Source organism: Bacillus sp. VA13 (assembly GCF_055710085.1).
This window is the reverse complement of record NZ_JBVQPP010000004.1, coordinates 15,436-34,296: the sequence shown is the minus strand read 5'-3', so window position 1 is coordinate 34,296 and position 18,861 is coordinate 15,436. Positions and strand designations below refer to the sequence as shown.

Sequence of the window (18,861 nt, the reverse complement as noted above, 5' to 3'; positions counted from 1 at the left end):
CTGATGGAGGTACAAGTAGAAAAAATACATACTGCAAAAATATGGTCCTTATCATTTATTTTTGTCACACTTTCAAATGCATTTTTATTTATGGTGTTTGAAATGTTATTGCCGACATTGCCATTGTTTGTAACTGCTATCGGAGGAGGGGCAAAGCAAGTCGGATTGGTTACAGGTATTTTTATGATATCTGCCATTGCCATACGTCCTTTTGCAGGGGTTTTGGCAAAACGATTTAATAAAAAATATTTACTTATATTTGGAATTGTTATCAGTGCCTGCTCAACCGGTGCATATTATTTGGCGTCAGATGTGAGCGTCCTATTGCTCATTCGCTTAATACATGGTGCCGGTTTTGGATTAGCAACGACTTATTTTGCCACGATTGCCGCGGAAATTATTCCGAAGGAGCGCCGAGGTGAGGGGATTGGATATTTTGGGGTAGGCGAAACGATTGCAGTTTCGGTTGGACCTATGATTGGTATCGCAGCACTGGAGCTTTATGATTTTGAGAGGCTTTTTCTTGGCGGGATGTCCATTCTTTTACTGGCTGTGCTTATGGCTGCACTTGTGCGGAGGCGGCCTGAAGCAAAAGACACGGCTGAAAAGGGAATGGTAAAGGTAAAGGTAAAGGTAAAGGTGTTAGAAAGACGTGTGCTGTTTCCTTCGTTTCTTATTTTATTAGTAGGCATTGCTGCATCTGGGATCATGTCCTTCTTTTCACTCTATGCGATCGAAAAGGGTTTCCGAAGTGTCGGAATGTTCTTCTTTCTGATTGCGGCAGCCAGTTTTTTTATACGTCTTATCTCCGGGAAAATATTTGACCGATTTGGAGCGGCAGCCATCCTTATCCCCGCATCAATATTTTCAATAGCAGGCCTTTCAATATTATATATTGCCCAAACCAATGCAATGTTTTTTACTGCGGCAATATGTTACGGTTTTGGGTTCGGCTCAATATTTCCGGCTATCCAGACATGGTGTATCAATCTTGTAGAAGAGCATGAACATGAGGATGCTATGGGGACATTCTTTAATTTTTTTGATATGGGTATTGGCGGAGGCTCGTTGTTATTAGGTGTGGTGGCAACGATCTATTCTTATCAGGAGCTTTATATCGCTTCCGTTTTGGTGTACCTGCTGTTTCTTTTATTATATATTTTATTTATCTGTTCCAAGAGAAAACGGAGAAATAATGTAGGGAGGGCAGAACAGTGACCCGTGAGAATATAAAACGCACAGCCGTTCGCCAATTTAATGAACTTGGCTACGAGGGAGTCAAAATGGCACATATTGCAAAAGAATTGGGAATTCGGAAACAATCTCTGTCCTACCATTTCTCATCAAAGAAGGATCTGCTGATGGAAGTATACCCCGAGATTGTTGAAGAAGAAGTAGCGTTTATCAATGATTTTTTTGAATCCCGAAAGCATTTGCCAGCCAAGAATCTTATATATGATTTTTTAAAAGAAACGCAGGTGCGCTTTCATGCTATGCCCAATGTAGCCTTTTTGCAGGCGATGTCGTTTAAGGCTCCTGCTGAAGTAAGTGACTTTATTTCAGCCCAGTACCTGATGTTTCTGCATGCTTTGAAAAGCCGGGTTGCACTTGTTTTTAAAGAATCGGACATCACCTGTCCGCCCGAGAAGTGTGCGATAGCCTTCATCACTCTTTTTGACGGTCTGAACATTCAGCTGGTATACGAGAATAAACAATCATTTGAGCGATCTTTAGAGATTTCCTTCGATATTTTTTGGCGAGGGCTGAAGGCGAAAACTTGAAAAATACCAAGGGCGAAAAGCCCTTGGTATCCTTACATGCTATTGATCCAGCTCTTTCATTCGTTTCGTAAGCTCATTGAAAGCCTGATCAAGCTCCTTGTACTCTTTATCATTCGGCGTCATAAAACTGAGCTTTCCCAGCACTTCTTGTCTTTCTGTTTCAAGCTTTAAACGAAGCTCTTCCCGGTCATTTCTTTCTGATGGAACGTCACTCAATTGCTTTTCGATGCCATTGTCCGAGATGACGAGTTTACTGTTTGTTGTTTTTTCGAGAAAGTATCGGTCATGTGAAACCGCCAGCAATGTGCCGCTATAGTGTGACAGTGTTTCTTCCAGTTGTTCGCGTGACGGCAGGTCGAGATGGTTTGTCGGCTCATCTAAAATCAGCACGTCTTTCTCCTCCAGAATATATGCCATCAGCTTGACCTTTACACGTTCACCCATACTCATATGCTTGATTGGCTCAGTCCATTGGGAAGCAGTAAAACCTAAGTGTCTCATCAGATTTTGAACGTGCCCTCTTGCTTTGTATGTTTCATTCTCAAATAACTCTTCCGGTGTTTGTTCTAAAGGTAAATCAAACACCTCCTGCGTTAAATAGCCGATATTTGCGGACGGCGACACCCACACACTTCCCTCAGCCGTTTCCTGTCCCAGAATGATTTTCAGTAATGTTGTTTTTCCGCTGCCATTGGGGCCTATGATCGCAACCTTTTCGCCGTGCTGAATTGTAAAATGTGCGTTTTTAAACAGGGTTCTTTCGCCAAAAGCCTTCGTTACATGCTGAACTTCTAAAAAACGTTTTCCTGTTTTTTTGGTTGTATCAATTGAAAAGCGGACAGTATATTCCGGCTCAACGGGTTCCGCCTTTACTTTTTCCAGTTCTTGTTCAAGCCGCTTCCGCTTAGATTTAACCTGGGCATCCGTACGCTTCGCTTTCACACGGTGATATTCTTTAAACCCTTCCTTTTTCGTCGATTGGGCGTGGGCTTTTTCCGACCATGAAGCAAGCTCATTCATTTGTGCTTCAATCCGTTCAACCATTTTTTGCTGCTTTTCATATTCACGCTGCTGGGCGAGTCTTTTCTTTTCTCGGTACTTCATATACCCAGAGTAATTTCCTTTGAATTCAATCAGGGTTTGAGCTTCAAGCGACCATATTTTTGTTGTAGCTTCGTCTAAAAAATAACGATCATGGGAAACAAGAATCACAGTGCCTCTATAACTTTTCAGCTGTTGAATGAGAAATTGCAAGCTTTCTTTATCAAGGTGGTTTGTCGGTTCATCTAATAGTAAAAGATCTGCATCCTCTGATAGTCCTTTCGCCAGCCGTGCTTTCAGTTTTTCACCGCCGCTTAACTGTTGGAAATCCCGGACGGGCACACGCCATTTCTCCAGTAATTTCTTTTCGGCAGGCGTCTGATCCGCAAAGCAATACGACGCGGTTTCCTGTTCAACCAACGTCATTTTTAAATCCTGCCGAAGGATTTGTCCCTGTGCAGGAGTTAAGTCATTGTGTATGAGGTGCAGCAGCGTAGATTTCCCAGCGCCATTTTTGCCGATAATCCCAATGATATCTCCCTGCTGAATACTGGCATTTACGTTTTTAAAAACAGTCATATCCTTCACTTCATAGCTGACATTTGTTAATGTTACGATCTCTTTCATTCATATCCCTCGCTTTAAAGGGAGAATAAAAAAATCCTCCCAAATGTGTTGGAAGGATTAGCCGCGCCGTTGCATGATCAAATAAGCTATTATTCATAAATAGCAATGTCGTATATATAGAAAATGGGCAGACTAATCCTATTTTTTCTGATTTGAAATATTGATTTCAAACGGTAAAAATAAGATTAGTTAATCATTGTCCACCCATCATCCCTTCTTGTTTTGATTACACACACTATAGCATAACCTCAAATTCAAAAGCAAAGGTCATTTGTCATTTATTTTCATTAAAAAACTCCTGCTCTCATTTCTGAGGCAGGAGCTGCGAATCTTATTGATGCTTCGCTTTTCTCACTTTATAAATCACAATCAGCAAAATAAACCAAACCGGCGTGACAAATAAGGAAACACGAGTATCCTGAGCCAATGCCAGCACAACTAGGATAAACGCCAGGAACGCAAGAATCAGGTAATTTGTAAACGGATAAAGCGGAAGCTTAAACTTGTTTGTTTTTGCTAATTCAGGTCTTGTTTTACGGTATTTCATATGGCAGATGACTGTAATACCCCAGATATAGATAAAGCAGACGGTTGAAATGCTTGTGATCAGGGTGAATACGCCTTCTGGCATGATGTAGTTTAATGTAACACCGATTAAAATCACGATAGCTGAAAAGAACAACGCATTTCTAGGTACTTTACGCGGAGTCAGTTTTGCCATTGATTCAGGCGCATTGTTATCTTTCGCCAGAGAATAGACCATACGGCTTGTACTGAATACAGCGCTGTTGCATGCTGAAGCAGCGGATGTCAACACAACAAAGTTGATAATGCTTGCTGCCCCGACGATGCCAACTGCGACAAACACCTGTACGAATGGGCTTTCGCTGGGATTGATGACATTCCAAGGATAGATGCTCATAATCACGAGAAGAGCACCGATATAGAAAAGCAACACCCGGACAGGGATATTGTTGATCGCCTTAGGGATTACTTTTTCAGGGTTTTCTGTTTCACCGGCTGTCAGTCCGACCAGCTCAATGCCGACAAAGGCAAACACAACCATCTGGAACGATAGGATAAACCCGTGCATGCCATTCGGGAACATGCCTCCGTGGCTCCAGAGATTTGTGAAACTGGAGACCCCAGAGCTTGTGGAGAAACCTTTAAAAATCATTACAAGGCCAATGACGATCAGTGCCAAAATGGCAATGACTTTAATTAACGCAAACCAAAATTCTAATTCTCCAAAAAGCTTGACGGTTGCCAAGTTCATAATCAGTAATATAATCAGAGCGATTAAGCCGGGCACCCATTGCGGCACACCCGGGAGCCAATATTGAGTGTAGAGCCCGACGGCTGTCAGATCAGCCATTGCAATCGAAATCCAGCAGAACCAATAGGTCCAGCCGGTGATAAAAGCTGCCATATCGCCTAAATAGTCTTGTACAAAATCAACAAAAGAGTGATAGTTCAAATTCGATAACAGCAGTTCACCCAGAGATCTCATAATTAAAAAGCAAATGATCCCTGTGATCATGTAAGCAAATAGAATAGACGGTCCAGCAAAATGAATCGATTTTCCGGAGCCGAGAAATAAGCCCGTTCCAATGGCTCCGCCGATGGCGATGAGCTGGATGTGCCTGTTTTTCAAGCCTCTCTCCAATTTTTGCTGATTTATATTGTCTTTCGTCATGTCGTCTGTCACTTTGTGTGTTCCTCCATTGAAAAATTGTTTATTGAGTCAGCAATATATTTTTAATGATTATTATAACACTAAAATTTATATCTTTTTTACTATACAGAAAATATGAAAAGAAATTTTAATGTTTTTGAACGTTCCATCATAAAAAAAGCGGCTCAATTTAGGAGCCGCTTTCTTTTATGCCATTTCAGTTTTTTTCATGTACAGGTAGAGCCCATAATCTGTCGGAGCAGATGCGTATCCTGTCTGCCGCAGCATTGCTGTGATATTTCCGCGGTGGTATGTCCCGTGGTTGACAACGTGGGGAACCAGCTCAGAAACAGTCGTTTTCATGATTCCGCCTGAGGGGTTTTTAATCTGGAGGGGCTTATTGAGCTGTTCTTTTTGCTGTAAAAATAATGTATAGCGCTCGGATAACGTCAGAAACAGGGCTTCCATTTCCTCCATTTCTTTTGCCTCTGTCTGTTCTTTGAGCTGTTCAGCTAACATCAAAGCATCGGTCATGCTTTGGCCGGAAAACACTTCAATCCAGCCGAGATCAGAAAGATAAACATGAGACAACACATGGGATATCGACGGAAACACGCTTTGAATCTCTTGGCGGTACACCTCTTTTGGAAGCTCTTTTAATCGGTTGAATATTTGCTGATTGGCCCAGACGTTATATTCATACAATGTTAATGAAAAATCTGACATGTTCATTTTCCCCTTTCGTGTTTCTGATGTCTATTATACACGAACGAGCGTTCTCTTTTAGATGTTCATAAATAAAATTTGTTGACAGATATAGTTTAGGGGAATAAACTATTTGACATTGATCATAAAGTTTAGAGGGGTAAACTATAATGAGGAGGGGAAGATGTTGAATGAACAAAAGCTATGTCAGGCGATAAACCTGTTTGTGGAAGTATTACTTGAAGGGACAGAGTTTGTGCATCATGAAATTAATCAGGATGTATTCAAGAATATCTCAAGGGAACAGGCAGACTTGTTAAAAATTTTAAAAGTCAAGGGGCCAACCTCTCCCGGCAGCCTAGCCATGTATCAAAATGTCCATAAAAGCGCGATTTCTAACAGACTGAAAAAGCTGCTCGATAAGGGATTGGTTGAATGGGATGACTGTCCGGCGAAAAGTGATAAGCGCTCTAAGCTTATTAATATCACAACCAGCGGTGAAACCATATTGGAAGAATTAGATTCTGCCATTTTTAACGCTCTCAAAGAGTTGATCGATGATATAGATGAGAAACACTTAAATTCTATCATAGAGATATTCACCATTCTAAAAAACAAATTTAAAGGAGGAGATTCTGCAGAATGAGAGCAATCATCAAATTCAAGTGGGCAATTGCAGCGGTTATATTAGCACTTACCGTCGTTTTGAGTTTGTTTTCTCCGAACTTAACGGAGCTGGCCAATCAAAAGGGGCAGGCCCAGCTTCCTGCAGATGCTGTTTCAGAAAGAGCAAATGCCATTTTAAAACAAGCGGGAGAAGACAATAATTCGATCAGTATAGTCTTTACATTAGACCACGCTTTGAAGGAAGAAACAGAGGATCAGCTCCGGACAATGATCGATAAAGTCAAAAAGATCGACGGTGTAGAAGAAGTAACGTCTCCTCTGACAGCGGAAAAAGAAGTCAAAGACCAATTGATTTCAAAAGACAAGAAAACGGTTCTCATTCCTGTCACGATTACAGGTTCTGATAAAAAAGCGGAAAAAATCGCGGATGACATTTATACAATCGTTCCTGATGATGTGACGGCATATATTACGGGAGCCTCTCTTATCAATCAGGATTTCGCTCACAGCTCAGAGGAAGGGCTCAAGAAAACGGAAGTGATCACAGTCTGCTTGATCATCGGTTTACTGCTGATCGTGTTTCGATCTGTTGTGACGCCGTTTATCCCGATTGTGGTTGTCGGTTTCTCTTATCTGATCAGTCAATCCATACTGGGCATCCTTGTGTACAATGTTGATTTTCCTATCTCGACGTTTACGCAAACCTTCTTAGTCGCCATTCTGTTCGGGATCGGAACAGATTACTGCATTCTTCTTCTGACCCGATTCCGTGAAGAGTTAGCAAACGGGCATGACAAAAAAGAAGCGGCGCTTATCGCTTACCGTACAGGGGGAAAAACCTTATTTATCAGCGGATTTGCGGTATTGATCGGATTTTCCGCCTTAGGATTTGCGAAGTTTGCGATTTTCCAATCCGCAGTGGGAGTCGCAGTTGGTGTCGGAATTCTAATGATCATCCTCTACACATTGCTGCCATTATTTATGGTAACGCTGGGTGAAAAATTATTTTGGCCTTCTAAGAAAGTGCTGTCGCACAGTGACAACAAATTATGGGCGTTTCTCGGCAAGTATTCCGTTGTGCGTCCGTTTCTGTTTATTGCCATCACGGTGATTATCACGCTTCCGTTCATTTTGACCTATGATGACCAGATTTCATTTGATTCGACTGCAGAAATCAGCAGCGATTATAAATCAGTAAAAGCTCTCGAGGCCATCAAGGATGGATTCGGTGAAGGGAAAGCGTTCCCGATCAATGTTGTCGTGAAAGGAGACAAGGATCTCACAACAGCTGATACAATCCCTTATCTCGGAAATATCAGCAAAGCGATCGAGAAAGTCGAGCATGTTGACTCTGTCATGACCATCACGCAGCCGACTGGTGAAAAAATCAAAGATTTATATATTGATAAACAGCTAGGCTCGGTTTCAGACGGACTGGATAAGACGGTAAAAGGAATCACCGATGTCCAAAGCGGTTTAACGGATATAGAAAACGGGTTGAATCAAATGGCGGGACAAACCGGCTCAGCCTCAAATAGCAGGTCCGGCAGTTCACTGGGCGATGCGGCAGACGGATTGGGCAAAATCAATCAGCAGCTGCAGCTCGTGAGCAAACAGATTTCCCAAACCGGCAATACTGCGCAGACCGTCCAGCAGCTTACGGCAATCAGCGGACAGCTTGGACAGATTCAAACCGGACTTGAACAAGCGAACCAGCAGCTCTCAGGCCAGCAGGCACAAGCTGGAACGCTGACAGAAAGCCTGCAGAAGCTTGCCGGGGGCGTGAAGAGTGCTAATGATGGCCTGACGAAAATCTCTGACGGCATTACAGCTTCCAGTGATATGTTAGAGGACATGAGCAAAAGCTCAACCGTAAGGAATACAGGCATATTCATTCCTGATCAAGTAATGAAGGATAAAGACTTTAAGAAGTCAATTGACCAATATTCCTTTGCAGACGGCAAAGGCGTGCAATTAAGCGTCGTCCTGGACTCTAATCCTTATTCAGAACAAGCCATTACAACAATAAACCAAATCAAAAAAGCTGTAGCAAACGAAGTTGACGGCACGCCTCTCGAGGATGCACAAATCGTATACGGCGGGGTCACGAGTGTGAATGCAGACTTAAAAGAGCTGTCCACAACGGACTTCTCCAGAACAATGGTGATCATGATTATTGGCCTGTTTATCGTGTTAACGATTTTGTTCCGCTCAATGATCATGCCGATTTATATGATCGCGTCACTGCTGCTGACGTACTATACGTCGATATCCATAACAGAATTAATTTTTGTAAACGGCTTAGGAAACGCCGGCGTCAGCTGGGCAGTACCATTCTTCAGCTTTGTCATCTTGATCGCGTTAGGCGTAGATTATTCGATCTTCCTGCTGGACCGATTTAAGGAAGAGGTGCACCTTGGCATTGCGCAAGGTGTCGTCAGATCAATGAGCAAAATGGGATCCATCATTATTACAGCGGCCATTATTTTGGCCGGAACGTTCGCAGCGATGATGCCTTCAGGCGTCAATACGCTGATGCAGGTGGCAAGTGTCATTATTATCGGGCTGCTGCTTTACGGCCTTGTCATTCTTCCGCTCTTCATTCCGGCAATCATCATGACCTTTGGCGAAGGCAACTGGTGGCCGTTTGGCAGGAAGAAAATCAAAGAATAACAGAGAGAAGAGTGATGAATGATCATCACTCTTTTTTATGACTAAACGACAAAATAAATTTCAAGGATTAACTTCAGACGTGTTAACCAAAAAATAGGTCAGACGATCGTACGGCGGCTGTATTTAAAATAAAGAGCCCGGAACATATTCCTGGGCTCTTTGTTTTATTTCCATTCTGCAATTGTATCAATCGGCAGACGGTAGGAAGCATAGCCTTCGTCTGCTGCTTTTCCGATAGAAAGAAGCATGACCGGTACATAACGTTCTTTATCTAATCCGAACGTTTCAGCGATGTTTTCTTTATCGTATCCGCCGATCGGGTTTGTATCGTAGCCGTGTGCACGTGCAGTCAGCATCAGCTGCATGGAAACAAGACCTCCGTCAATCAGGATCGTTTCGCGGTTCACCTGTGCCGGAAGCTTTTCAAAATGAGCGGTCAGCGCGGCGATTTGTCTGTCTTTGACCTCCTGCGGCATGTAACCGAGTTCTACGGCTTTTGAATAGATTTCTTCTAAGTAGTCTGCATTGTTCATGTCTGCAAATACAGCAATGACGGCAGATGATGTTGTGACTTGAGTTTGGTTAAAGCTTGCAAGCGGTGCGAGCTTTTCTTTTCCTTCCGGGCTGTCAATGACGAGAAAACGCCATGGCTGCGCGTTGACAGAAGATGGAGCAGTTGTTGCTTCTTCTAAGATCTCTGTCATTTCTTCTTTGCTGATTTTCACTGTCGGATCATAGTTGCGAATAGAACGGCGGCCTTTCATAATCTCCATAAAATCGTTTGTTTTGATCATGTTGATACACTCCTCTTATGCTTCAATATTGTCTATGTTGTTCCGCATACGCGCCAGCACGTCAATGAGCAGGCGGCGCTCGTCTGCACTTACATTTGCGAGCATTTCCTTCATGAAACGCTCCTTTTCTTTCTTCGAAGACTCGATTCGCTCTCTCCCTTGGTCTGTTAACCGAACAAGGGTGATGCGGTTGTCTTCAGGCTTGCGCCGTCTTGATACCATGCCTTTGGCTTCCAGCTGTTTCAGGTGTCTAGTAACGGCGGCGCTATCAATATTTACTTTCTTTTGAAGGTCGCTTTGACTGATCTCATCTGCATGATAAAGCAATGTCAGCAATTCCAAACGAGATTGGCTGATGCCCGTGCATGCCTCGAACTTCACGCCAATCACCTTGTTCACGCCTTGCAGCTGATATAAAACCTCGGCTTCCTCTGAACAAAATGACGCCAAAACCCATCCCTTCCTTCTTGTCAAAACTATTAATTGATATATCAATGATTGACACGTCAACTAATATACAACGATTGATTTCATCTTGCAAGCCATTTGCATATTCGAAAAACCTCCCAGCGTATTTAACTGGGAGGTTGTTAGTCATCCTTGCGGCTCCGGATAGTACATCAGCAGAAAAAAACTGGCTGTTTCTTCAGATGAATTGATGTAGCTGTGCGGGGTTGCCCCTGTAAACTGCAAGGCGTCTCCAGAGGAGAGCGTATGCTCCTGACCCTGCAGAATGACTGTTAATTCGCCTTCTTTAATTAAAATATATTCTTCTCCTAAATGTGTTTTTGCTTCATGTATACATCCAGGTTTCAGATCAACAACGTAAATTTCAAACTTTGTTTCAGGATTGTAGGGGAAAAAAGGATAGACGCTGTAGTTTTCTTCATTATCTGTAACAGGTTCGATATCCTGCAGATTGATTTTTCTAACTTTCGGCTTGTCTTCTTTCAGAAATACAGAAAAGGATACTTGAAGCCCGTTTGCGATCTTCCATAGCGTGGTGACAGTCGGGGTTGATTTCCCTTTTTCGATTTGTCCGAGCATCGCTTTACTGACACCCGTTAATTCAGAAACTTGATCAAGAGTCAGGTTCCTATTTTTTCTAAGCTTGACTAGATTCATTGCGATAATGGCTTGGATATCATCCATACATGTATCTCCTTACGTCCATATTCGCTTTATTATAACATATGGAAGTCTGTTATCACATTTTGTTGTAAGTTATAGCATACGTGTGTATAATATGTTAGACAAGGAGGAGAACAGAATGATATCTGAAAAAGAAATGACTCATGCAAAAACTGACGAGCCAACATTCCTGCAGGGGTTTCAAGATTGTGTTCCGACGCTGGTCGGTTACATTAGTGTAGGCTTAGCTCTCGGAATCGTGGGGGTTGCGTCGCATTTAAGCGTGATGGAAATTGTGTTCATGTCAGGATTGGTTTTTGCAGGCGGCGCCCAGTTCATTATGTGTGCATTGTTAGCGGCGAACAGCCCGATGTCCGCCATTATTCTGACTACGTTTATTGTGAATTTACGCAATTTTCTATTAAGTGCCGCGCTCGCTCCTCATTTTTCAAAGTATTCACTGGCGAAAAATGTAGGAATCGGCATGATGGTCACAGATGAATCGTTTGGTGTCGCTTCAAATAAGATTGTCAAAAACGAGCCGATTAACGATCGCTGGATGTTCGGTTTAAATCTTACAGCATATGCGTGCTGGGTGCTGTCTTGTGCGGCGGGTGCTGTTTTTGGCAAGTGGATTACCCATCCGGAATCGTTCGGACTAGATTTTGCGGTGACGGCTATGTTTTTAGCGCTGCTGGTTCTTCAACTGGAACATGTTGTGCCGGCGAAGCTTAAACATTATGTATCTCTCATTATCTATATGGTGATTGCCATGATTGTTTTTTCTTTCTTTATGCCGTCTCATCTTGCGGTCATCATATCAACGTTCATCGTAGCCACAATCGGGGTGGTGACGGATAAATGAGTATCAATACATACATCTTGATGGTGATTATCGGCTGTGCGCTGGTCACAATGATTCCCCGCATCATTCCCTTTTTAGTTGTTCGGAATATTACTTTGCCGGAGCCCGTGCTCAAGTGGCTTTCCTATGTGCCGGTGTGTATATTGACAGCGCTTGTCGTAAAGGATTGTATGATTCAGTCTAATGATTCTCTTCAATTGAATTGGCCCGCAGCCGTCATCTTGATCCCGACTCTCTTGATTGCGATGAAAACAAAAAGTTTATCCATTACTGTGATCAGCGGTGTTCTTCTTATGGCGGGTTTGCGATTATGGGTATAGTACAACAGGATCGGAACTCACTAGATCAGGGCAGAAGACCCTGATTTTTTTGTGTCTTTCGTTCAAGCTTTAAAGCTGCTTTCACAGGCTGAAAGTTATGATACAATATACAAATGTTTTACAGCTCCAATCCACCGCTGGAGTTGACATCGATTTTATATAAGGGACTAGGTTGAAGGGAAGGTTTGATAACATGCTGCACAATCCAACTGGAAAAGAACGCTTGGCATTGGCGTTTCTGCTCGGTATGCTTGCTATATTGGGCCCGCTTAATATAGATATGTATTTGCCAAGTTTTCCTGAAATCGCGGATGATTTATCAGCAAGTGCTTCACTTGTACAGTTAAGTTTAACAGCCTGTCTGGTCGGGCTTACGATCGGCCAGCTGATTGTCGGGCCGGTCAGTGACGCGCAGGGAAGACGGAAACCGCTATTAATCTGTATTTTTTTATTTGCATTATCTTCTCTGTTTTGTGCGCTGTCGCCCAATATTACAACATTAGTGGCTGCGCGTTTTTTACAGGGATTTACCGCTTCCGCAGGGCTTGTGCTGTCTCGCGCAATCGTCCGCGATGTGTTTACCGGAAGAGAGCTTTCTAAATTTTTCTCACTGTTAATGGTCATTACAGCTGTTGCGCCAATGGTTGCGCCAATGACAGGCGGTGCCATTTTACTTTTGCCGTTCGCAACGTGGCATACGATCTTTCACGTGCTAACGATCATCGGATTTTTACTTGTTCTTCTGATTGCATTGAGGTTAAAAGAAACGCTGCCGCCAGAAAAACGGATCCCAAGCTCAATCGGAACATCTGTTAAAACGATGGGCAGCCTGCTGAAGGATCGATCCTTTATGGGGTACGCGTTAACGGTCGGGTTTATTCACGGGGGAAGCTTTGCATATGTGTCCGGTACGCCTTTTGTATACCAGGATATCTATGGAGTGTCGCCTCAGGTGTTTAGTATTCTTTTCGGCATTAACGGCCTGGCGATTATATCGGGCAGCTTTATTATCGGGCGCTTTGGCGGGATCATTCATGAAAAGAGCCTGCTTCGCATGGCGGTCATTACGGCTATGATTGCGACTGCTGTGCTTTTGACCGTGACCATGATTCACGGCCCTCTCGCTACATTAGTCATATCTATTTTCATTTACATGATTACGATCGGCATGGTTCTGACCAGCACGTTTACGCTTGCCATGGAGAGGCAGGGGCACCGTGCCGGAAGTGCAAGTGCGCTGCTCGGAATGCTCCCGCTGCTCCTCGGTTCGATCGTGTCGCCGCTTGTAGGCATTAACGAGACGACAGCCATTCCGATGGGAGCGATCATGTTTGTGACAGCGGTCATCGGCGCACTGGCGTTTTTTGGATTAACGAAAGAACGAGCAGAGCAAAACTCATAAAAAAACCTGACATGACGTCAGGTTTCTTTATTTTATTTAGAATAACAACAGCAGGCCCGCAATCGCAGGAGTCAAGAAGATGGCTGATTTTAAGACCACCTTTGGCATGAGGTTGGTGAATTTCGCGCCTACATAGGCACCGCACATTGTGCCGACAAGCACCTTGATCAGCAATACATAATCGACAAATCCTTCTGTGATATATCCGATGCCTCCTCCTATAGCGAGAGGGATGATCACAAGCATAGTCGTTCCGACAGAATGGCGGATGGACAGGTTCAGCATAATCATTAAACCGATTTGAATAAAAGGCGCCGACCCGATGCCGAATGTGCCGGAAAGAACGCCTGCTACAATTCCTAAGATGACCGCTCTCGTATACGTTGAAAGAGAGCTTTGATTCACTTGAGCCTTCTCTTTTAAAAGAAATAATCTGATTAAAATGAGAATCGCTGATAAAAATAACATTCCCGCCGTCAAATAATGAAGCAAATCAGCCGGAATGAAAGATGTCAGCTTGGCGCCGAAAAATGAGCCAACCGCAGCAAAGCATCCGACTATTAAGCCGATTTTCATTTGTATGTTGCCCTCGCGATAATGGCTGTATGCCCCTGATAAGCTTGTAAAAGCCATGCCAGCGAGAGAAGTGCCTAAAGCCGTATGAATCGGGATATGGAAAAGAAGCGTTAAAAGAGCAATGACAAAGCCTGCTCCTCCGGCACCAATAAAGCCTAAAATAATTCCGAGAAGAAACATAACAAGAATAATGAGCATATTTTTTCCTCCATTGAAAAGATCTAAAAAAGTATTAGTGCGCTATTCTGGCGGAGGTATAGTGTCCTATTGACGAAGAAAAACATGCCGGTTTTTCAGTTGCCAGTAGTCCGTCGACCGTCGTTCAGCAAACATATCGTACCTTAAATTCTGAGATCTGACAAGGCAGTTTGTTGCTTCCCATTACCATCTGTTATATGATTTTGATGAAGAAAAGCCCCTGAATATATTCAAAAGAGGTATTATATATGGACGATTTTAAATTAGACAAACCGACTCCTTACTACCTGCAATTTTATAACCAGCTGAAAAAAATGATCTTCAACGGGACTTTTAAGCCGGGGGAACGGATAAATGAAACACAGCTGGCGAAAAGCTTTGGCGTCAGCCGCTCTCCGATAAGAGAGGCCATGCGGCTGCTTGAGAAAGACGGTTTGTTAAAAGCAGATGACCGAAATGGATTTTCTATCACGTCGTTAACGGCAAAAGATGTAGATGAGATTTATAAAATCAGAATTCCGCTGGAGCAGCTGGCAGTCGAGTTAGTCATAGACGAAGCGGATGAGAAAGAGCTTGTCATGCTTGAAACACAGCTTGAAGAAACAGAAAAAGCCATTCACAACGGAATGGAAGATACGGAAATCATCCATTTAAACCAAAAGTTTCATGAGCTGCTTGTTGATTTTAGCCATAACAGACATTTGAAAAATTTGCTTGAGAATGTAAATGATCTGATTCACTTTTGCAGAATCCTTAATTATACTGGCGACCACCGTGCAGAAACGATACTGAGTGAGCACCGCAACATATTGGAAGAAGTGAAAAAGAAAAACAAGGAAGCAGCCAAACAGTATGTGATGGCTCATTTCAATCATGACTGTGAGCATTTGAAGCGAGTGCTTGAAGAAGGAAAAGAGAATTGATTTGCGTGATACAGTACCAAGGGGAGCTGCTCCTTGGTTTTTTTGTTTTCACAAACATATAAAAGGGCTCCCGTTAATAACATTTTATGATGGATTTATTAACGAATAATGGGGGTTAAACATGTTTATCCATATCGTCCGGCCTGGTGATTCTTTGTTTTCCATAGGCAGAAGTTACGGTGCTTCTGTTGATCAAATCCGGGGTGTGAATGGGTTAGACGAAACGAATATCGTGCCGGGGCAGGCTCTTCTTATCCCTCTTTATGTATATACAGTCCAGCCGGGAGACACGCTGACCGCCATTGCGGCAAAAGCGTTTGTTCCCTTAGAGCGACTGCGGGCCGCAAACCCTGGCATCAGTCCAAATGCATTACAAGCGGGAGCGAAAATAACGATTCCTTCTATCTCAAATTACATTGCGGGAACGTTAAGTTTTTACGTCCTCCGAAACCCTGACCTCGATCGGGAATTAATCAATGATTATGCACCATACTCGTCTTCGATTTCAATTTTCGAATACCATATTGCACCTAACGGCGACATTGCAAACCAACTGAATGATGCGGCCGCTATTGAGACAACATGGCAAAGACGAGTGACGCCGCTTGCCACCATAACAAACCTTACATCAGAAGGCTTCAGTACAGAACTCGTTCACCAAGTCTTGAACAATCCGACAGCAAGAACCAATCTAGTTAACAATATTTATTACTTAGTCTCCACAAGGGGATATGGCGGTGTCACAATCGATTTTGAACAGGTGAGCGCCGCGGATCGTGATCTTTTCACTGGGTTTTTACGTCAGCTGAGAGATCGTCTTCAGGCGGGAGGGTATGTGCTGACGATAGCTGTTCCGGCAAAAACAAGCGATAATATCCCATGGTTGAGAGGCTACGATTACGGAGGAATAGGATCGGTTGTCAATTATATGTTTATCATGGCTTATGATTGGCATCATGCCGGAAGTGAGCCGGGCCCTGTAGCACCGATTACTGAGATCAGGAGAACCATTGAGTTTGCGATTGCGCAGGTGCCGAGCAGAAAAATCATTATCGGAGTTCCGCTCTACGGGTACGACTGGATCATCCCGTACCAGCCGGGTACAGTTGCTTCAGCTATTTCAAATCAAAACGCAATCAAAACAGCGATGAGGTACCAAACCCCGATACAATATTCAGCAGAATATCAATCACCGTTTTTCCGGTACAGTGATCAGCAGGGGCGAACGCATGAGGTATGGTTTGAAGATGTCAGGAGCATGAGCCGTAAGATGCAGATCGTCCGCGAATACAGGTTGCAGGCTATAGGCGCTTGGCAGTTAACCTTGGGCTTCACGCCAGGCCCATGGCTTCTGCGGAAATTTTTTACGATCAGAAAGGTATAAAAAAAGGCACCAGGGCTCGGTGTCTTTTTTTGCTTCAGTCTAGAGGAGCAGAATAGTTCAATCATTTGTCCCTTGCGTGGGATTACGTCTCCATTTTACGATTAGTAGTAGTCTGATCAAACAAAGATTCAGAATACGATGTGAGAGGGAGTTGTCTAAATGAAGACAGTATTGATTTTAAATTTTCCTGCGGAAGGCCATGTGAATCCTACCTTAGGCATCACAAAAGCGTTTTCTGATAAGGGATATGACGTCCATTATATTTCCACTGAAAAATACAAAAAACGATTAGAAGCGGCGGGAGCAACTGTCCATCTTCACCGGGATCTGCTGCGAACAACACCTATTCATGTCGGTTCGCCCAATGGCATTCTTGATTTCTTGAAAATCCATATCAAAACCTCGCTGGATATTTTACAAATTGTGAAAGACTTATCTAAGAGCATTCAATTTGATTTTGTGTATTATGATAAATTCGGCGCGGGGGAATTGGTGAGGGATTACTTAGATATTCCAGGGGTTGCTTCATCAGCGTCCTTCCTGTTTGGCGAAGAGCATCTGAAAATCCTGCCGCTGCATCCTGAGTCTGGAGCCCCGCTTGAGTTGGATCAAGAGTGCGAAGACCTTTTGGCAAAAATGAAAGAAACGTACGGTGTTGCCCCGAAAAACCTGGTTCAATTCATGAACAATAAAGGGGAATTGAATGTAGTGTATACAAGCCGTTATTTTCAGCCTGAAAGCGATCGTTTCGGGGATGAATGTCTGTTTATCGGCCCCAGCTTTCCAAAGAGAGCGGAAAAATCAGATTTCCCGATTGAACAGTTAAAAGATGAAAAGGTCATTTATATTTCAATGGGGACTGTTCTGGACAATACGGAGGAATTTTTCAACCTTTGTATTGATGCATTTTCTGGCTTTAACGGAAAAGTCGTCATCGCTGCCGGAGAAAAAGCGGACCTGACCAAATTAAAGCAGGCGCCGGAAAACTTTATCATCGCCCCATATGTCCCCCAGCTGGAAGTGCTGGAGCATGCTGATGTTTTTATTACACACGGTGGAATGAACAGCGTAAATGAAGGCATTCATTTCAATGTGCCTCTGGTTGTCATGCCTCATGACAAGGATCAGCCGATGGTGGCGCAGCGTCTCTCTGAACTCCATGCAGGCTATGTCATTTCTAAAGATGAAGTCGATGTACAAAAATTAAAACAGGGCGTAGATGAGGTTTTGCATCACGATCAATATACGGAAGGTATTAAAAAAATCAATCAAAGCTTCCAAGAGTCTATGAATATGGATGAAGTGATGGAGCGGATTGATGAATTCATTCGTCAAAAAAACAAATAAGCAAAGAACTCCCGTATCTGGTACGGGAGTTCTTCATTTAAAACTTGATTTTGATTTTTTGAGCATCACTGATTTTCTTATGGTTGTGGTCAAAGACGTCACTTGTTGTGATTTCGATCCACTTGATCTCTTTTTCTTTCTTCTTATCATCAGCATCTTCGTCATGTGCATGGCCGCTTGATGCGTTCACAATAAAGCCGAGATTTCCGGACTTTTCGGCTCCGCCTTCCAATTCGCCATTTAACTCTTCAAGATAAATGTCTTTGTTCCAATCAAAGGTTTCCCCTGTATTTGTTTTCATCAAGGCAATCGGCGCAACATTTACTTTCTTAGAAGATGTGTTCTTAATGTCAACGAAGACCTTAACGAAATCAAACTCTTCATCATGTGTTAACACATGAAAATAATCAATCATGCTGTAATCCGGACGCAAATGGATCAGCTTCATTTCTTTTACTGTTAACTCCACGTCGCCAATCTGATAGGTTTGATTCACTTGCTTGATATCCTTTAAAACAGCTTTTCCCTTGTCATCAGAAAACGTTTGGCCAACCTTCAGCAATGACCGGTCATCAGTTACTTGGGAATTAGGCTGATACTCATCTATACTGTCTTTTTGAGATGATGTGCTTTGCGGTGTGGCTTTTACCGCTTGCTCTCCGCCCGCACTTTGTTTTTCTGTATTGGCGTTCGATGAGCAGCCCGCAAGCACGATGGCAAAAACAAAAATTGAAAGAATTCTTTTCATGATGATTCCTCCATTAAAAAGAGAGCCCGTTACTTCATACAAGC

The 18,861-nt window shown here is 43.2% G+C and carries 18 protein-coding genes; 10 read left to right on the top strand and 8 right to left on the bottom strand.

What is annotated here, in order from left to right; all coding sequences use genetic code 11:
* Positions 1–3 precede the first annotated feature (3 nt).
* Positions 4–1,218, top strand: a complete 1,215-nt coding sequence (locus AC0C66_RS15450; protein WP_072183071.1) for an MFS transporter — start codon at positions 4–6, stop codon at positions 1,216–1,218.
* On the top strand, positions 1,215–1,781 hold the full coding sequence (locus AC0C66_RS15445) for a TetR/AcrR family transcriptional regulator (RefSeq protein WP_061186297.1): 567 nt from the start codon (positions 1,215–1,217) through the stop codon (positions 1,779–1,781). The genes AC0C66_RS15450 and AC0C66_RS15445 overlap by 4 nt, the downstream gene beginning before the upstream one ends.
* Positions 1,782–1,820: 39 nt before the next feature.
* On the opposite strand, the gene vmlR is transcribed toward AC0C66_RS15445, so the two are convergent.
* The 3 genes from vmlR to dinB form a co-directional block, all read right to left on the bottom strand.
* Entirely contained in the window at positions 1,821–3,449 is a 1,629-nt protein-coding gene (gene vmlR, locus AC0C66_RS15440) for an ABC-F type ribosomal protection protein VmlR (protein WP_072183070.1), read from the bottom strand.
* 331 nt (positions 3,450–3,780) lie between these two features.
* On the bottom strand, positions 3,781–5,157 hold the full coding sequence (locus AC0C66_RS15435; protein WP_003225371.1) for an amino acid permease: 1,377 nt from the start codon (positions 5,155–5,157) through the stop codon (positions 3,781–3,783).
* Positions 5,158–5,331: 174 nt separating this feature from the next.
* Entirely contained in the window at positions 5,332–5,850 is a 519-nt protein-coding gene (dinB, locus tag AC0C66_RS15430; RefSeq protein WP_072183069.1) for a damage-inducible protein DinB, read from the bottom strand.
* 166 nt (positions 5,851–6,016) lie between these two features.
* Here dinB and AC0C66_RS15425 point away from each other — a divergent pair, with 166 nt between their 5' ends.
* A complete protein-coding gene (locus AC0C66_RS15425) occupies positions 6,017–6,475 on the top strand; it encodes a MarR family transcriptional regulator (RefSeq protein ID WP_072183098.1) in 459 nt (152 codons plus the stop codon).
* Entirely contained in the window at positions 6,472–9,129 is a 2,658-nt protein-coding gene (locus AC0C66_RS15420) for an MMPL family transporter (RefSeq protein ID WP_472973623.1), read from the top strand. The genes AC0C66_RS15425 and AC0C66_RS15420 overlap by 4 nt, the downstream gene beginning before the upstream one ends.
* A gap of 164 nt (positions 9,130–9,293) precedes the next feature.
* Here AC0C66_RS15420 and AC0C66_RS15415 read toward each other — a convergent pair whose 3' ends face one another.
* The 3 genes from AC0C66_RS15415 to AC0C66_RS15405 all read right to left on the bottom strand — a co-directional run bounded on the left by AC0C66_RS15415 (position 9,294) and on the right by AC0C66_RS15405 (position 11,075).
* Positions 9,294–9,923 (bottom strand): nitroreductase family protein, encoded by a 630-nt coding sequence (locus AC0C66_RS15415; RefSeq protein WP_014112842.1) that lies wholly within the window; start codon positions 9,921–9,923, stop codon positions 9,294–9,296.
* Between the two features lie 15 nt (positions 9,924–9,938).
* Complete coding sequence (locus tag AC0C66_RS15410) at positions 9,939–10,433, bottom strand: MarR family transcriptional regulator (protein WP_072565824.1); 495 nt, start codon at positions 10,431–10,433, stop codon at positions 9,939–9,941.
* 84 nt (positions 10,434–10,517) lie between these two features.
* Positions 10,518–11,075 carry a helix-turn-helix domain-containing protein gene (locus AC0C66_RS15405; RefSeq protein WP_072565825.1) on the bottom strand — a complete coding sequence of 186 codons (558 nt, stop codon included), beginning with the start codon at positions 11,073–11,075 and terminating at the stop codon, positions 10,518–10,520.
* 118 nt (positions 11,076–11,193) lie between these two features.
* Here AC0C66_RS15405 and AC0C66_RS15400 point away from each other — a divergent pair, with 118 nt between their 5' ends.
* From AC0C66_RS15400 to AC0C66_RS15390, 3 genes are all read left to right on the top strand, one after another.
* Entirely contained in the window at positions 11,194–11,919 is a 726-nt protein-coding gene (locus tag AC0C66_RS15400) for an AzlC family ABC transporter permease (protein ID WP_072183066.1), read from the top strand.
* On the top strand, positions 11,916–12,239 hold the full coding sequence (locus AC0C66_RS15395) for an AzlD domain-containing protein (protein WP_014112846.1): 324 nt from the start codon (positions 11,916–11,918) through the stop codon (positions 12,237–12,239). The genes AC0C66_RS15400 and AC0C66_RS15395 overlap by 4 nt, the downstream gene beginning before the upstream one ends.
* A 193-nt stretch (positions 12,240–12,432) precedes the next feature.
* Positions 12,433–13,641 (top strand): Bcr/CflA family efflux MFS transporter, encoded by a 1,209-nt coding sequence (locus tag AC0C66_RS15390; RefSeq protein ID WP_090557243.1) that lies wholly within the window; start codon positions 12,433–12,435, stop codon positions 13,639–13,641.
* 36 nt (positions 13,642–13,677) lie between these two features.
* On the opposite strand, the gene AC0C66_RS15385 is transcribed toward AC0C66_RS15390, so the two are convergent.
* Positions 13,678–14,415 (bottom strand): sulfite exporter TauE/SafE family protein, encoded by a 738-nt coding sequence (locus AC0C66_RS15385; protein WP_014112851.1) that lies wholly within the window; start codon positions 14,413–14,415, stop codon positions 13,678–13,680.
* Positions 14,416–14,663: 248 nt separating this feature from the next.
* On the opposite strand from AC0C66_RS15385, the gene AC0C66_RS15380 reads away from it, so the two are divergent.
* The 3 genes from AC0C66_RS15380 (at position 14,664) to AC0C66_RS15370 (ending at position 18,069) form a co-directional block, all read left to right on the top strand.
* Positions 14,664–15,338: a GntR family transcriptional regulator gene (locus AC0C66_RS15380; RefSeq protein ID WP_090557240.1), complete on the top strand. Its 675-nt coding sequence runs from the start codon at positions 14,664–14,666 to the stop codon at positions 15,336–15,338.
* Positions 15,339–15,459: 121 nt separating this feature from the next.
* A complete protein-coding gene (locus AC0C66_RS15375) occupies positions 15,460–16,722 on the top strand; it encodes a glycoside hydrolase family 18 protein (RefSeq protein WP_090557237.1) in 1,263 nt (420 codons plus the stop codon).
* A 159-nt stretch (positions 16,723–16,881) separates the two neighbouring features.
* Positions 16,882–18,069, top strand: coding sequence for a glycosyltransferase (locus tag AC0C66_RS15370; RefSeq protein ID WP_327816474.1), 1,188 nt, complete (start codon positions 16,882–16,884; stop codon positions 18,067–18,069).
* A 37-nt stretch (positions 18,070–18,106) separates the two neighbouring features.
* On the opposite strand, the gene AC0C66_RS15365 is transcribed toward AC0C66_RS15370, so the two are convergent.
* On the bottom strand, positions 18,107–18,817 hold the full coding sequence (locus AC0C66_RS15365; RefSeq protein WP_041520872.1) for a membrane lipoprotein lipid attachment site-containing protein: 711 nt from the start codon (positions 18,815–18,817) through the stop codon (positions 18,107–18,109).
* Between the last annotated feature and the right edge of the window lie 44 nt (positions 18,818–18,861).

Bases quoted from the DNA above. Each gene is read 5' to 3' on its own strand.
- AC0C66_RS15450 (WP_072183071.1), top strand. From the start codon at position 4: ATGGAGGTACAAGTAGAAAAAATACATACTGCAAAAATATGGTCCTTA.
- vmlR (WP_072183070.1), bottom strand. From the start codon at position 3,449: ATGAAAGAGATCGTAACATTAACAAATGTCAGCTATGAAGTGAAGGAT.
- dinB (WP_072183069.1), bottom strand. From the start codon at position 5,850: ATGTCAGATTTTTCATTAACATTGTATGAATATAACGTCTGGGCCAAT.
- AC0C66_RS15420 (WP_472973623.1), top strand. From the start codon at position 6,472: ATGAGAGCAATCATCAAATTCAAGTGGGCAATTGCAGCGGTTATATTA.
- AC0C66_RS15415 (WP_014112842.1), bottom strand. From the start codon at position 9,923: ATGATCAAAACAAACGATTTTATGGAGATTATGAAAGGCCGCCGTTCT.
- AC0C66_RS15405 (WP_072565825.1), bottom strand. From the start codon at position 11,075: ATGGATGATATCCAAGCCATTATCGCAATGAATCTAGTCAAGCTTAGA.
- AC0C66_RS15400 (WP_072183066.1), top strand. From the start codon at position 11,194: ATGATATCTGAAAAAGAAATGACTCATGCAAAAACTGACGAGCCAACA.
- AC0C66_RS15395 (WP_014112846.1), top strand. From the start codon at position 11,916: ATGAGTATCAATACATACATCTTGATGGTGATTATCGGCTGTGCGCTG.
- AC0C66_RS15390 (WP_090557243.1), top strand. From the start codon at position 12,433: ATGCTGCACAATCCAACTGGAAAAGAACGCTTGGCATTGGCGTTTCTG.
- AC0C66_RS15385 (WP_014112851.1), bottom strand. From the start codon at position 14,415: ATGCTCATTATTCTTGTTATGTTTCTTCTCGGAATTATTTTAGGCTTT.
- AC0C66_RS15380 (WP_090557240.1), top strand. From the start codon at position 14,664: ATGGACGATTTTAAATTAGACAAACCGACTCCTTACTACCTGCAATTT.
- AC0C66_RS15375 (WP_090557237.1), top strand. From the start codon at position 15,460: ATGTTTATCCATATCGTCCGGCCTGGTGATTCTTTGTTTTCCATAGGC.
- AC0C66_RS15370 (WP_327816474.1), top strand. From the start codon at position 16,882: ATGAAGACAGTATTGATTTTAAATTTTCCTGCGGAAGGCCATGTGAAT.
- AC0C66_RS15365 (WP_041520872.1), bottom strand. From the start codon at position 18,817: ATGAAAAGAATTCTTTCAATTTTTGTTTTTGCCATCGTGCTTGCGGGC.